General features: G+C 58.1%; 14 protein-coding genes. 9 read left to right on the forward strand and 5 right to left on the reverse strand.

Translation table 11 applies throughout. The features are described 5' to 3' along the window. Window positions 1–43: 43 nt before the first annotated feature. On the reverse strand, window positions 44–1,126 hold the full coding sequence (locus FJ145_15355) for an ornithine cyclodeaminase family protein (GenBank protein MBM4262792.1): 1,083 nt from the start codon (window positions 1,124–1,126) through the stop codon (window positions 44–46). 120 nt (window positions 1,127–1,246) lie between these two features. Then, window positions 1,247–1,720 carry a DUF1178 family protein gene (locus FJ145_15360; GenBank protein ID MBM4262793.1) on the reverse strand — a complete coding sequence of 158 codons (474 nt, stop codon included), beginning with the start codon at window positions 1,718–1,720 and terminating at the stop codon, window positions 1,247–1,249. 127 nt (window positions 1,721–1,847) lie between these two features. Here FJ145_15360 and FJ145_15365 point away from each other — a divergent pair, with 127 nt between their 5' ends. From FJ145_15365 to FJ145_15395, 7 genes are all read left to right on the forward strand, one after another. Then, complete coding sequence (locus FJ145_15365) at window positions 1,848–3,008, forward strand: N-acetyltransferase (protein ID MBM4262794.1); 1,161 nt, start codon at window positions 1,848–1,850, stop codon at window positions 3,006–3,008. Window positions 3,009–3,097: 89 nt separating this feature from the next. Next, window positions 3,098–3,874 (forward strand): ABC transporter permease, encoded by a 777-nt coding sequence (locus tag FJ145_15370; GenBank protein MBM4262795.1) that lies wholly within the window; start codon window positions 3,098–3,100, stop codon window positions 3,872–3,874. Between the two features lie 55 nt (window positions 3,875–3,929). Further along, the gene (locus FJ145_15375) at window positions 3,930–4,928 is read left to right on the forward strand and encodes an ABC transporter substrate-binding protein (GenBank protein ID MBM4262796.1); all 999 of its coding nucleotides are present in this window, start codon (window positions 3,930–3,932) and stop codon (window positions 4,926–4,928) included. 21 nt (window positions 4,929–4,949) lie between these two features. Next, window positions 4,950–5,744, forward strand: coding sequence for an ABC transporter ATP-binding protein (locus tag FJ145_15380; GenBank protein MBM4262797.1), 795 nt, complete (start codon window positions 4,950–4,952; stop codon window positions 5,742–5,744). A gap of 76 nt (window positions 5,745–5,820) precedes the next feature. Then, window positions 5,821–6,858 carry a phosphoribosylformylglycinamidine cyclo-ligase gene (locus FJ145_15385; protein ID MBM4262798.1) on the forward strand — a complete coding sequence of 346 codons (1,038 nt, stop codon included), beginning with the start codon at window positions 5,821–5,823 and terminating at the stop codon, window positions 6,856–6,858. 3 nt (window positions 6,859–6,861) lie between these two features. After that, entirely contained in the window at window positions 6,862–7,524 is a 663-nt protein-coding gene (locus FJ145_15390; GenBank protein ID MBM4262799.1) for a phosphoribosylglycinamide formyltransferase, read from the forward strand. Next, window positions 7,521–8,495 carry a flippase-like domain-containing protein gene (locus FJ145_15395; GenBank protein ID MBM4262800.1) on the forward strand — a complete coding sequence of 325 codons (975 nt, stop codon included), beginning with the start codon at window positions 7,521–7,523 and terminating at the stop codon, window positions 8,493–8,495. The genes FJ145_15390 and FJ145_15395 overlap by 4 nt, the downstream gene beginning before the upstream one ends. Here the strand turns inward: FJ145_15395 and mgtE are convergent. Next, a complete protein-coding gene (mgtE, locus tag FJ145_15400) occupies window positions 8,483–9,967 on the reverse strand; it encodes a magnesium transporter (protein MBM4262801.1) in 1,485 nt (494 codons plus the stop codon). The two genes, FJ145_15395 and mgtE, sit on opposite strands and share 13 nt — an antisense overlap. A 12-nt stretch (window positions 9,968–9,979) precedes the next feature. Between mgtE and FJ145_15405 the strand changes: the two genes are divergently transcribed. Together FJ145_15405 and FJ145_15410 are read left to right on the forward strand one after the other, a co-directional pair. Further along, a complete protein-coding gene (locus tag FJ145_15405) occupies window positions 9,980–11,395 on the forward strand; it encodes a DegQ family serine endoprotease (protein MBM4262802.1) in 1,416 nt (471 codons plus the stop codon). 8 nt (window positions 11,396–11,403) lie between these two features. Further along, a complete protein-coding gene (locus FJ145_15410; GenBank protein MBM4262803.1) occupies window positions 11,404–11,598 on the forward strand; it encodes a twin-arginine translocase TatA/TatE family subunit in 195 nt (64 codons plus the stop codon). A 137-nt stretch (window positions 11,599–11,735) separates the two neighbouring features. On the opposite strand, the gene FJ145_15415 is transcribed toward FJ145_15410, so the two are convergent. After that, window positions 11,736–12,389: a methyltransferase domain-containing protein gene (locus FJ145_15415; protein MBM4262804.1), complete on the reverse strand. Its 654-nt coding sequence runs from the start codon at window positions 12,387–12,389 to the stop codon at window positions 11,736–11,738. Between the two features lie 28 nt (window positions 12,390–12,417). After that, entirely contained in the window at window positions 12,418–12,612 is a 195-nt protein-coding gene (locus tag FJ145_15420) for a helix-turn-helix domain-containing protein (GenBank protein MBM4262805.1), read from the reverse strand. Window positions 12,613–12,821 lie beyond the last annotated feature (209 nt).

A 12,821-nucleotide genomic window follows, 5' to 3' on the forward strand; every position in this document is an offset into this window, starting at 1 on the left:
GACGGATCCGACGGATTGGACCGATCGGACGGATCGGTTGGAGTCAGTCGCGAATATCTTGCAAAAACCAGTCGGTGGGAATCTCTTGGCCTAGTCCGCGGCGCTTGGCTTCGCGCACCACCCAGCCGGCCGTCGACGCGAACTGCAGGCCCTGCGTGCCGCTGTTGGCGAAGAAGGTCACCTGGTTTTTGTCGGTGCGGCCCTTGCGCTGGCCCGACATGACTTCGGTCAGCACCGGGTAGTCTCTTGAAAAGATGTCGACCTTGGGGTTGGCGATGCGCTTGATCTCTTCGGCGTTGCCGGCGACCACCGCCGCTTCACCGCCGATGCGCAGTTGGCCGACGTCGAGATTCAGCGTCGGCCGGCCCATGCGAATCACGACGTCGGATTTTTGGACGATCTCCGGGCTCCACTCGTTGGCCTTGACGCAGGTAAGATGCATGCCCGACTCGATCAAGTCGGGATTGCTGACCAGCACTTCGATCGAATCGGTGCAGGTGGCGACGATGTCGGAGCCGCGCAGCACCTCTTCCGGCTTTTCCACCGGAACGATCTCCATGCCCAATTTCTTGCTCATCTCGGCGGCGTAGGCTTCGCGGTTTTTTTTCGTCGGACTGTAAACTTTGACCTTGCTTATTTTGCGGACTTCATTGAAGGCCATTAAATAAGTTCGCGCCATGCCGCCGGAGCCGAAGACGCCGACGGACTTGGAATCATCGCGGGATAGATATTTGACGCCGAGGCCGGCACAAGCGCCGACGCGCATATGCTGAATGATGCCATCGTTGATGATCGCCAGCGGTTCGCCATTCTTGGTCGAGAAAACCATAACGAAGCCGCAGAACGTGCCCGGCTGCACGCAATATTTTTCCACGGTCTTGCCGTCGGGCCATTCGAGCATGTCGGACTTCATGCGAATCGCAAAGGTCTCGAAGGAGCGCGATGCCCCCTCCATGGTGCCCCAGCGGTACATCAGTTTGGAGTCGTCGTTGGGCACAAAGAAGTCGTAGCGGCCGCGGTAGTTGGCGCGCTCATTGACCAGATCGCGGTAGCCGATGTCGAGGGCTTCGATACAGCTCTTCATGTCGAGGATCTGTTCGACGGTCTGGTTGTTGATGAGCAGCATGGCGCCTCCGTAAAAATAGCTTACTCTCTTCTATGGCAGAACTACCGCGGCGCAATCAATAGCACCAACGAAAAACGCCGCTCAGTGGCGGCGTTCGGCAACGGCGGTGTGGCGGGTTTCCTAGCTGTCGAGCTCGGGCTTGGGCAGGGGCAGGGGCAGGGGCAGGGGCAGGAAGGGCACACCTTCTTCGGCCAGCTCCTTGACCTCGGTCACCGTGGCTGTGCCGTGAATCGGCCGTTCTTCGGCCTCGCCTTTGTGGATTTGCTTGGCCTCTTCGGCAAAGCGCGAACCGACGTCTTCGAAATTTTCCTTAACGTAATGGTGCACGCGGATCAGCGCCTCTTTGAACTCGGCCGGCGTCATCTGAACTTCCGGAGCCTGATCCCTGGCTGGCTTTTTCTTGGCCGGCGGCGTCGGCGGTTGCTCTTTCTTGACGTGGACGGCACAGGCGTGGGGGACTTTTTCTACTCTGGTCGTATTGCAGGTCGGGCAGGTGACGAGCTTTTTTTGCAGTTGCTTCTGAAAGTCTTCGAAACTGGGAAACCAGCCCTCAAAGCTATGGTTCTTCTTGCAGACCAAATCGTAGACGACCATTCGTGCACCTCGCGACGTTAAGCATTAAGAACGATGCCGAGGGTTGTCAAGGGGCCGAAGGCCAACAAGTGGCCGGTTTATCCTAAAAGTTTTCACTGGACCGCACTCATGCTAGTATCATCGGCCAATGGCTGAGCAAATTTCACTGCGCATCGCGCGGCAGATTGCCGAAGTCGCCAAGGCAGATTGGGATCGTCTGGTTGGCGGCGCGTCGCCGTTTCTCAAGTGGGATTGGCTCGATGGCCTGGAACAGTCGGGCTGCGTCAACGAAAAATCCGGCTGGCTGCCGCATCATATTGTCGTTGCAAACGGCGCAAAGCTGATCGCCGCCTGTCCGATGTACTTGAAGCTGCACAGCATGGGTGAGTTCGTTTTCGACTACGAATGGGCCGAGGCGGCGCACCATGCGGGCATTCAATACTATCCCAAAGTGCTGGTCGGCGTGCCCTTCACGCCGGTGACCGGACATCGTTTTCTTACGGCCGAGGGTGAAGATCGCACGAGCTTGATTCAGTTCATGGGCCAAGCCCTGGCCAAGATCGCAGCCGACAATAAGATCTCATCGATTCACGTTAACTTTTGTTTAGCCGACGAGCGCGACGCCCTGGCAGCAGTGGGATTTTTTCCGCGCATGGGCATCCAGTACCACTGGCAAAATCGAAAATTTGCATCCTTTGACGACTATCTCGGCAGCTTTCGCAGCGACCGGCGCAACAAGGTCAAGCGCGAGCGGCGCGAAGTGACGCAGCGCGGCATCACGATCCGCGCCTATGAAGGCGCCGAGCTGACTCAACAGCATCTGCGCACCATGTTTCGTTTGTACAAGGGCCATGTCGATCGGCTCTACTACGGCCGGCAGTATTTGACCCAGTCATTCTTCGATGAGATCCACAAGCGCTTTGCCGACAACACCTGTCTAATGCTTGCCGAACGGGACAGCAAATTCATCGCCGGCACGCTCAATATTCGCGACAACAACGCCATGTATGGGCGTTATTGGGGTTGCTTCGAGGAGCATCCGTTTTTGCACTTCAACGTTTGTTACTACTCGGCCATCGAGCATTCGATTCAACTGGGCTTGGAGCGCTTCGAGGCCGGGGCCGGCGGCAGCTTCAAGCAACTGCGCGGCCTCGATCCGGAACATACGACAAGCGTGCATTATATCGTCGACGGCAACTTTCGCCGTGCCGTCGAGCGCTTTTTGCAGCAAGAGCGTGAAATGATCCAACGCAAGCGCGACATGCAGCTCGAGCACAGCCAGTTGAAACCGCACCAAGAGGAACCGTGATTTCTGCCGGCTGGTTAGAACTTTCCCTTGCCGGGACAGTTTCTTGACTCCACTCGAGGTTTCCATTAACGTCGGCGCGAAGTGCTGCTGTGAAATCTTCCTGGAAAAATATCGCCGAGCCGATACTATTCTTTGTCGCGCTATTGATTCTCTGGGAGGTCCTAGTCGAAGTCATCAAAGTTCCGAGTTTCATCCTGCCGCCGCCGCGCGATCTTTATACTGCGTTCATCAAGAAACTGCCGATTCTCGGCACCCATGCGGTGATCACTTTCATCGAAGCTTTCGGCGGCTTTGTTCTGTCCTTGATTCTCGGCGTAGGCTTTGCCATTGCGGTGGTCTACTCGCGCCACCTGCAAAATACTATTTACCCTTTGATCGTTATTCTTTACGCCATGCCCAAGAGCGCTTTCGCGCCGTTGATGGTGATCTGGGTGGGCTATGGTCTGTTTTCCAAGATTGCCATCGCTTTTCTAGTCGCATTTTTTCCCATCGTCGTGAACACCGTGGTTGGCTTGAAAGAAGTCGAGCCCGAGCTTTTAGAATTGGCGCGCATCAACCGCGGCTCGGCTTGGGACGTGTTCAAGAAAATCCGCCTGCCCAATTCGCTGCCGTATATGTTCGCCGGTATCAAAGTCGCTATCGTTTTGTCGGTGACGGGCGCCATCGTGGCCGAGTTCGTGGCCGCTAACGAAGGTTTGGGCTATTTGGTCTTGCAAGCTAACTATAGCTTGGATACTGCCTTTGCACTGGTTATCTTGTTAATTCTTGCAGTCCTGTCCTTGGGGCTTTTTTGGCTGGCAGAGTTCTGCCAGCGCAAGCTCGCCCCATGGAGCGCGGCGGTGCGCGAAGTGGAAGGGTCGTTTTGAGTAGGCTTGAGGAGTGAGGCGCGAGTTGGAAAGATTTCAGACTAGGAGGAACGAAGTGATTCTCCGACTTGAGAAAGTTTTGTTGACTGTGTTCGTTGGGTTTTGCGCGAGCCAGACATTGGTCCATGCTGCCGAGCTGACGCCGGCGAATATTCGCATGGATTTTATCATTGGCGGTAAGCACGCACCGTGGTACGTCGCTTTAGAAAAGGGCTTTTATGCCAAGCGCGGCATCGCAGCGACGATCCAGGCGAGCACTGGCTCGGCCGACACGGTGCGCACCATCGGCTCGGGGGGCGCTGATTTCGGCTTTGCCGATATCGCGACGATGATCGTCGCCAAATCGCGCGGCACGCCGGTGGCGGCAGCGGCGCAGTTCGGCTATGTCGGCGCGACCATTCTCTGGCGCGACGAGGGGGCGATCAAGAGCATTAAAGACCTCGCCGGCAAGTCCCTGGCGATCAGCCCAGGCCAAGCGCAGTGGTACTTGATGCCGGCCTACGCCAAAATCAACAAAATCGATTTCAAATCGATCAAGATTCAAGAAACCGCCGCGCCGATTCAGCCGGCAGCGCTGGCGACCAAGAAGGCCGACTTTATCATCATGTTTCGCGCCTCCAACGACGAAGTTGCCGAGCTGGCAGCGTCCAAGGTTGGCGTCAAGCTGTCGCGGGTGTTCATGAAGGACACCGGCCTCGACATCTACGGCACCAGCCTGATTGTGAAAGACGAGGATATCCAAAAACGGCCACAGTTCGTGCGCGCCTACGTCGAGGCTACTTTGGAAGGGCTGCGCTACTCGCGCGACAATCAGGAAGAGGCGATGAAAATCTTGCTCAAGCACAAGCCCGAATTAGAGCCGGCCTTGACCACGCAGCAGTTGAAAAACGCTCTGACGGAGGTCTACCTGCCGCCGGAATCCGCCAACATCGGCATGGGTTATATGCGCCCTGAAATCATGGAGAAGACCGTCAAGGTTGTGAACGAATATTTCGAAGTGGGCCGCAAGGTGGCGGCCAAAGAAGTCTACACCAATCAGTTCATCAAGCGTTAGGGCGGGCTGAGAGTTAACGACGTGCCGCCGCTGATTGCTGTCGAACAAGTCTCGCGGATTTTTAACACCGGCGCGCGCACCGTGACGGCTCTGGACCGGGTTTCCTGCGACATCAATCCGGGAAATTTCGTTTCCATCGTCGGGCCCAGCGGCTGCGGCAAGAGCACGTTGTTGAAAATCATCTCCGGGCTGATGCCGGCATCGTCGGGCTCGGTTTCGGTGGCTGGTCAGCAAGTTGCAGAGCCGCTGGAAAACGTCGGCATGGTCTTCCAGGCGCCGGTTCTGCTCAAGTGGCGCACCGTGCTCGGCAACGTGTTGCTACCCGTCGAGTTCGCCAAGCTGGACGTCGGCAAATACGCCGATACGGCGCGCGCGCTGATCAAACTCGTCGGCCTCGCCGGCTTCGAGGAAATGTATCCCCATGAGCTCTCCGGCGGCATGCAGCAGCGCGCGTCGCTGTGCCGCGCGCTGGTGACCGATCCGCAATTACTGCTGATGGACGAGCCCTTCGGCGCCCTCGACGCCATGACCCGCGACGAGCTCGATATGGAGCTCCTGCGGATTTGGGAAGAGCGCAAAAAGACCGTGCTGTTCGTGACGCACAGCATCCAAGAAGCGGTCTTTCTTTCGGATCTGGTCTTTGTCATGTCGGCCCGTCCCGGCCGTTTGCTCGAGACCATCGGCATCGAGCTGCCGCGGCCGCGCACCATGGAGATGATGAGCACGCCCAGGTTCGGCGAATACACGCTAAAAATCCGCGGGCTGCTGGCGGCGGCGAGCGGCGCTCCGGGCGCGGTGGCGGGCTCAACTATGTGAAATTCGATTTATCCTGGGTTACAATACCGCCACTTCGGTGCACCTGCCGAAGCGAATTTCTCGCACGCAATTCTGTATGGCTAAAGGACTTACCTACGCTCAAGCCGGCGTCAGCATCGAAGCCGGCGACGAATTGGTTCAACGCATCGGCCCGCTCGCCAAAAAAACTGCGATTCCTGGCGTGCTCGCCGGCGTCGGCGGCTTCAGCGCGCTGTTCGATCTCAGCCGCCTCGGCTACCGCCAGCCGGTTCTAGTCTCATCGACCGACGGTGTCGGCACCAAGCTGAAAATCGCTTTCATGACCGGCATTCACGACACCGTGGGTATCGATCTGGTGGCGATGAGCGTCAACGATCTCTTAACCCAAGGGGCGCGGCCGCTGTTTTTCCTCGACTACTTTGTTTGCGGCTCGCTCGATGTGAAAATCGCCGCAGCGGTGGTGCGCGGCATCGCTGCCGGCTGTCAACAAGTCGACTGCGCTCTGATCGGTGGCGAAACCGCCGAGCACCCCGGTGATTTTCCCAAGGGTGAATACGATCTCGCCGGCTTTGTCGTCGGCGTGTTGGAAAAGAAAAAAATCATCCGTCCCAAAGCGATTTCTGCGGGCGATGTCTTGATCGGCTTGCCGTCCACGGGCTTGCACAGCAATGGTTATTCGCTGGCACGCAAAGTGCTCCTTGATAGAGGTCGGTTGAAGCTCAAACAAAGAATTCCTGAGCTAGGTCGCGATTTGGCCCAAGAAATGCTCGAGCCCACCCGCATCTATGCGCAAGCTATGCGTCGGCTCTTTGACAGGGGCGTCATCAAAGGCGCGGCGCATATCACCGGCGGCGGCATCACCGGCAATCTGCCGCGCGTCTTGCCCCAGGGGAAACAGGCGGTAATCGAGCGCGCCAGTTGGCGCGTGCCGCCGATCTTTGGTTTGATCCAGAAGCTGGGTGGCGTGGCGCAGGCCGAGATGGATGCGACGTTTAACAATGGCATCGGCATGATTCTCGTGGTTGCGAAAAAATCGGCCGATCTTGCGCTGCGCATTTCGCGAGAAATCGGCGAGCGCGCAGTTGTCATAGGTGCGATTCGCAACGGACCGCGGAGCGCGATCATTCGCGCCTAGCAAATGGCCAGGCAAGTTCCCATCGGGGTATTGATCTCTGGCAGCGGCACCAACCTGCAAGCGATCATCGATGCCATCGAGGCAAAAAACCTCGACGCCAAAATCGCCGTGGTGCTGAGCAACAAAGCGGATGCCTATGGCCTGGTGCGGGCGCAGAATCATGGTATCGACACGCAATTCATCGATCACAAAAAGTTTTCCAGCCGCGAGGCCTTCGACCGGGCGGTCGTTGATACGCTCCGAGCGCGGGGCGTGGAACTGGTGGTATTGGCCGGCTTCATGCGGCTGTTGTCGCCGCTGTTTGTCAAAGCTTATTCCAATCGCATTATGAACATTCACCCGGCGCTGCTGCCGGCTTTTCCCGGTCTGCACGTGCAGCAAAGAGCGCTCGACCACGGCGTGCGCTTTTCCGGCTGCACGGTGCATTTCGTCAACGAAGAGTGTGACGAGGGACCGATAATCATCCAAGCCGTGGTGCCGGTTTTCGCCGACGACACAGAAGCGAGTTTGTCGGCGCGTATTCTTAAACAGGAACACCGCATCTTTCCGCGCGCCATCCAACTCTATGCCGAAGATCGCCTGCGCGTCGCCGGCCGCCGAGTCATTGTCTCCGGCGCGCCTCAAGATGGGCAGTTGACGCTTGTCCAACCCCCGCTGCACGAATGAAAAAAGCGAAACCAGCGCTCATTCTATTGCTGAAGATCCTGGTCAGCGGCGGCCTGCTCGCGTTCTTTTTCACGCGCACCCATCCTGAGCGGTTTTTCTCGACCCTGTTGGCGGCGGATTTTTCCTATATCGCGCTCGCTATGGTTGTCTATCTCGCTACCCAAGCGGTCAGCGCGGCGCGCTGGCAGGTACTGGCGCGGCCGCTCGGTTTTGAACAGCCGTTCGGTCGTTATCTGGTGTTCTATCTGATCGGCATGTTCTTCAATCTTTTTGCGCCGGGCACGGTGGGCGGCGATGTCAGCCGAGTTTACTACCTGGCGCAGAGCGGCATGAAGCAAGACGAAACGATCCCCGGCGGACCCACGGTGCGGGGCACGGTGTCGGTATTGGTCGATCGCATCGTCGGTATGGCCGTGCTCGTTTGGGTGGGCGCCACTGGACTGCTGCTCTTTCCCGAATACCAGGTGCCAACCACGGTAAAGCTCATAACGTTCGCTTTGGCGGCAGGATTTATCTTGGCAGGCGTGATGGTGCCGCTGCTGCGCCGGTTGCTGCCGGAGGATGGCCACCCGCTGGCGGTCAAGCTACGGGTGGCGTTGCGTAGCTACCGCGCCCATGGCCGCGCTCTGCCCAACGCCGTGGCGATTTCGGTCATAGTTCACCTGATCCAGGCCTGGGTCCACTGGATCTTGGGTAACGCGCTAAGCATCGATATTCCGCTGTCGTACTGCTTTATTCTTTACCCGCTGGTGGGCACCTTTTCGGCGATACCGATTAGTCTCAATGGCCTGGGGCTGCGCGAGGGGGGATATATTTTTATGTTTGCCGTCATCGGCTTAGGCACGGAGAAGGGGATAGTCTTTGGCCTCCTGTTGTTCTTCGTCGTCGTCGCCAATAGCTTGATCGGCGGCCTGGTGTTTTTGCTGCACAAAAGCCCGCGCCCAAGCGCTGTGCCGGATCAAATCAGGTAGCTGCGAAACAGCGTCGCCAGCCCGAGGAAAGAAAAAAAACCGAAGGCATCGGTGAGGCCGGTGACGATAATGCCGGAACCTAAGGCCGGATCGACGCGCAGCGCTTTTAAGAGCAGCGGAATCACCGCGCCGGATAAGCCAGCCATCAGGCCCAGATTGAATACCAGGGCGCAGGCCAGCACCAGTCCCAGGTACGGGTTGCCTTTCCAGAGGATAGCCAAAAGGGCGACCAGTGCGCCAGCTGCCAGGGCAATCGAGATGTTCACCGCGATCTGCTTGCCAATCGCTTTCCAAGCTGAGGAAAACTCCAGCTCGCCCAGTGCGATGGCGCGAATCACCACGGTCGCTGTCTGAGTGGCGCCGTTGCCGCCAACGCCGGCCACCACCGGCATAAAGGTCACCAGCGCGACGATCTCGTGCAACGTGTGCTCGAAGAGGCCGACGACGGAAGCCGCCAAACTGGCGGTGAGCAGGTTGATCAGCGTCCACGGCAGACGCATCCGCACCGAACGCGACACCGGCGTGAAGACGCGGTCCTCTTCGGCGAGACCGGCCATCTTGTACATATCTTCGGTGGCTTCCTCGTGAATGATGTCGATGACGTCGTCGACGGTGATGATGCCTTCCAGGCGCCCCGACTCATCGACAATCGGCAGGGCGAGCAGCTCATACTTTGAGACCAGGCGGGCGGCTTCTTCTTGATCCATCATGACGTGGGCGCGGATGGGATCGGCGATCATCATATCTTTGAGCAGCCGCTGGGGCGGCGCCACCACTAGATTGCGCAGGGGCACAACGCCGACGAGCTTCTCGTCATCGTCCACCACATAGAGATAAAAAAAAGTCTCAAGCTCGCCGCGCCGGCGGATCGTGTCGATGGCGCCCTGGGCCGTGGTGCCAGGTGAAAGCGTCATGAAATCGGTATTCATGATGCGGCCCACGGTGCCCTCCGGATAGCTGATCAGCTCGCGCACTTCGGCGCGCTGTTCGGGCGCGAGCAGGCCAATGACGCGTTCACGCCGTTCCTCGGCGAGACCATCGATGAAGGCGATGGCATCGTCGGGCTCGGCGCGTTCGATCAGCCGGCCGAGTTTGTCGTCGTCGATCAGCGCGAGAATATCGGGGAGCAGCTCGGGGGGCAGCTCCTTGAGCGTTTTGGCGGCACGCCGCGCCGAGAGCAGAATATCGAACAGCTGGCGGACCTCCGGGGCTTGCAGCTCCCTAAAGAGCAGCGCGATGTCGGCGGGGTGGCGCTGGCCGATGAAGCGCAGCACGCGGTCGGGGCTGGCCGTGCGCAACAGGTCGCGCAAGGTACTTTGATCGATGGCCGGTTGTTTCATGACGATCGCGAAGGTTCGTACTTCATACCATCGGCGCGCCGGTTTGCAAATAAAACTGTCGATAAAAGCGCCCTTAAACGGCGCGCGGGAATTTGCTATGGTAGCGATCACTTGGGCGAGCCGTCGCGGCATACGTTCGAATTTATGCAAAGCAAAATGGCTAACGCACTGTTTGTGATCGGACTCCTGTCGGTGTGGCTGGGTTGCGTCGGCCGGGCCGGCGCTGCCGCCGCGGCTAGTGCCGTGGCGCTCGAAGGTCGGCCGCCTTCTTTTGCCGCAATCGCCAAAAGGACCACGCCGGTGGTCGTCAACATTTCAACGACCACGCAGAAGACCAATCGCAGCGGTAACGATCCATTAGAAGAATTTTTCAACCGTTTTTTCGGCGACACGCAGCCGCGGGAAAACAGTCAGCGCAGTTTGGGCTCGGGTATTTTGATTAGCAAGGACGGTGAAGTGCTGACCAACTATCACGTGGTGCGCAGCGCTGACATGATCAAGGTCAAGCTTTCCGACGGCAGCGAATATGAGGCGCGCTTGATCGGCAAAGACGATCGCACCGATCTGGCGCTGATCAAGATTCGCAAACCTGGAATCGAACTGCCGGTGGCGCGGCTCGGCAGTTCCAATCAATTGGATGTCGGCGATTGGGTGATGGCGATCGGCAACCCGTTCGGTTTGGAGCACACCGTGACCGCCGGCGTCGTCAGCGCCAAGGGGCGTGTCATTGGCGCCGGCCCCTACGACAATTTCATTCAGACCGATGCCTCGATCAATCCGGGAAACAGCGGCGGACCGTTGATCAACGGCCTGGGCGAAGTGGTTGGCGTCAACAGCGCGATCTTTAGCCAGAGCGGCGGCAACATCGGCATCGGTTTCGCCATTCCCATTGATCTTGCCAAGAAGGTGGCCGATCAGTTGCGCAAGAACGGCAAAGTGGTGCGCGGTTGGCTCGGCATCCGCGTCAACGACGTCTCGCCGCAGCTAGCCCAGTCGCTTGGGCTTGGCCGCCCGGGCGGCGATATGGCGATGGTCACCGAAGTGGCCGACAACAGCCCCGCCGCGGAAGCCGGAATTAAAACCGGCGATGTGATCGTCGAGTTCAACGGCAGGACCGTCCCCAAGAGCCATGACTTTCCCACGGTCATCGCCGACACCGCGCCAGGCCAGCGAGTCACGCTAAAGATCATTCATGAAAAGAGAGAGCAGACGGTTACCGCCAAGATTGCCGAGCTGCCGGAAGAAAGCGACAGCCAAAGACTCGAAAGCCGCGATGCAGAGATCGGCGTGCGCGTGCAGCGCATTACTCCCGAAGCCGCGCGCCGGCTGGGACTGAGCTCGAGCAAAGGCGTGCTGGTCATGGAAGTGCAACCCGGCAGTCCCGCCGACCAAGTGGGGCTGGAGCCGGCCGATATCATCCGCGAAGTAAACCAACGGCCTGTCAACAACGTCAGTGACTTCGATCGGGCCGTGCGCCAAGGGCGGCGCGGCGATCGTCTCCTGTTGCTTGTGCAGCGGGGGGATAACGCTGTATTCTTTGCTTTGAAACGGAAAGGTTAGGAGGCTTTATGTTTGGATTGGGTGTGCCGGAGCTGTTGGTGATCTTGGGGATCGCCCTGGTAATCTTTGGCCCCAGCAAGCTGCCGCAGATCGGTAGCGGCCTGGGTAAAGCGATCCGCGATTTCAAGAAGGGCGTGAGTGGCGACGAAGAAGAAACCGGGAAAGACGGTAAGAAAGAAAGCGCTAAAGATCTGCCGCGCTAATCTCGCTGACCAGGTAACTCATTCATTCCGGTTCGCCGGTTCGCGGCGAACTCTTTTCTTTATCAGTAGGCTGCTGAAAAACTCCTCAAACCGCTTCGACTAACGGCAAAGGGTATCGGTATCAGAGCGGTGCGGAATCAGGCCCGCTCGCGCACGGCGCGAAAGCCGTTGCGGTCGTTGCGGCCGAGCACAACGGTGTAGAGAGAGGTCTTCGACAGCTTGTAGGCCTTGTCGACTTTAAGGTGGGCGGTTTCGATAAATGGCTTGAGCTTTAAATCGGTGCGCCAGCCGAGCCAGCGCGTCAGCGGATCCAACGCTTGGGTGAGCGAGCCGACGAGGGGAAACTCGCTGGTGAAGTGGTTGACGATGACGATGCGCCCGCCCGGCTTACACACTCGCTTGGCTTCGGCGACCATGCGCACTGGGTCCGGCACGACGGTAACGACATGAAATGCCATGACGTAATCGAAAGTGTTATCCGGGAAGTCCAGTTCCAACGCGTTCATGACCCGGACATTGATATGCCGCCACTCGTTCTCGACGATTTTTTGCTTGGCACGGGCCAACATGTCCGGCGCCAGATCGATGCCGGTAATTTCACAATGGCTTGGATATGCGGGAAAAGAAGTGCCGGTGCCGGCGCCAACTTCGAGCACTTTCGCGCCGGCGGGGATGTCAATGTCCTCAATCACGCGCTGCAGGCGTGAGTAAAAGATTTTGCCGAAAACCTTGTCGTAGAGTGGGGCAAGTTCTGCGTAGAGCTTGCTTTCGTGTGCTTCAATCTCAGCCATCAACCTCACCCAAGCTCAACAAGCTCGTCTACGCATCGCGAATATCTTTGTTCTGTTTCTTGTAGAAGACGGAGATGTCGCGTTTGCGAAATCGCCACTGCTTGCCCTTCTTGAAGGCGGGCAGAATGTTCTTCCGAGCGAATTCATTGACTGTGTCGGGGCTCAAGTCGAGAATCATCGCGACTTGTCGGCTGTTTAACAGCTCCTCGTCTCTTTTTAACATGCATCCCCCTCGGAAGATATCATCCAGCGGTCGCTTAGGCAAAAAGTTTTTTTTATCTAACAAGTTCGATTTGGGGTGTCAAGACAAATTGCGCGCTCAATCGGCCTCGACGGCGCCACTCAGTTTGAGGATTGCTCGACTGCCCAATTCACTTTAGTTGCACCACCGGGCCACTTCCTTTAGCATACCCGCAAAAGAGTCGTGCATCA

It is taken from the genome of Deltaproteobacteria bacterium, assembly GCA_016874755.1.
GTDB lineage: Bacteria > Desulfobacterota > Binatia > UBA9968 > UBA9968 > DP-20.

What these genes read in the sequence shown, in the direction of transcription:
- FJ145_15355 (MBM4262792.1), bottom strand. Translation starts at nt 1,126, where the DNA reads ATGCTGCTCATCAACAACCAGACCGTCGAACAGATCCTCGACATGAAG.
- FJ145_15360 (MBM4262793.1), bottom strand. Translation starts at nt 1,720, where the DNA reads ATGGTCGTCTACGATTTGGTCTGCAAGAAGAACCATAGCTTTGAGGGC.
- FJ145_15365 (MBM4262794.1), top strand. Translation starts at nt 1,848, where the DNA reads ATGGCTGAGCAAATTTCACTGCGCATCGCGCGGCAGATTGCCGAAGTC.
- FJ145_15385 (MBM4262798.1), top strand. Translation starts at nt 5,821, where the DNA reads ATGGCTAAAGGACTTACCTACGCTCAAGCCGGCGTCAGCATCGAAGCC.
- FJ145_15390 (MBM4262799.1), top strand. Translation starts at nt 6,862, where the DNA reads ATGGCCAGGCAAGTTCCCATCGGGGTATTGATCTCTGGCAGCGGCACC.
- FJ145_15395 (MBM4262800.1), top strand. Translation starts at nt 7,521, where the DNA reads ATGAAAAAAGCGAAACCAGCGCTCATTCTATTGCTGAAGATCCTGGTC.
- mgtE (MBM4262801.1), bottom strand. Translation starts at nt 9,967, where the DNA reads ATGCCGCGACGGCTCGCCCAAGTGATCGCTACCATAGCAAATTCCCGC.
- FJ145_15405 (MBM4262802.1), top strand. Translation starts at nt 9,980, where the DNA reads ATGCAAAGCAAAATGGCTAACGCACTGTTTGTGATCGGACTCCTGTCG.
- FJ145_15410 (MBM4262803.1), top strand. Translation starts at nt 11,404, where the DNA reads ATGTTTGGATTGGGTGTGCCGGAGCTGTTGGTGATCTTGGGGATCGCC.
- FJ145_15415 (MBM4262804.1), bottom strand. Translation starts at nt 12,389, where the DNA reads ATGGCTGAGATTGAAGCACACGAAAGCAAGCTCTACGCAGAACTTGCC.
- FJ145_15420 (MBM4262805.1), bottom strand. Translation starts at nt 12,612, where the DNA reads ATGTTAAAAAGAGACGAGGAGCTGTTAAACAGCCGACAAGTCGCGATG.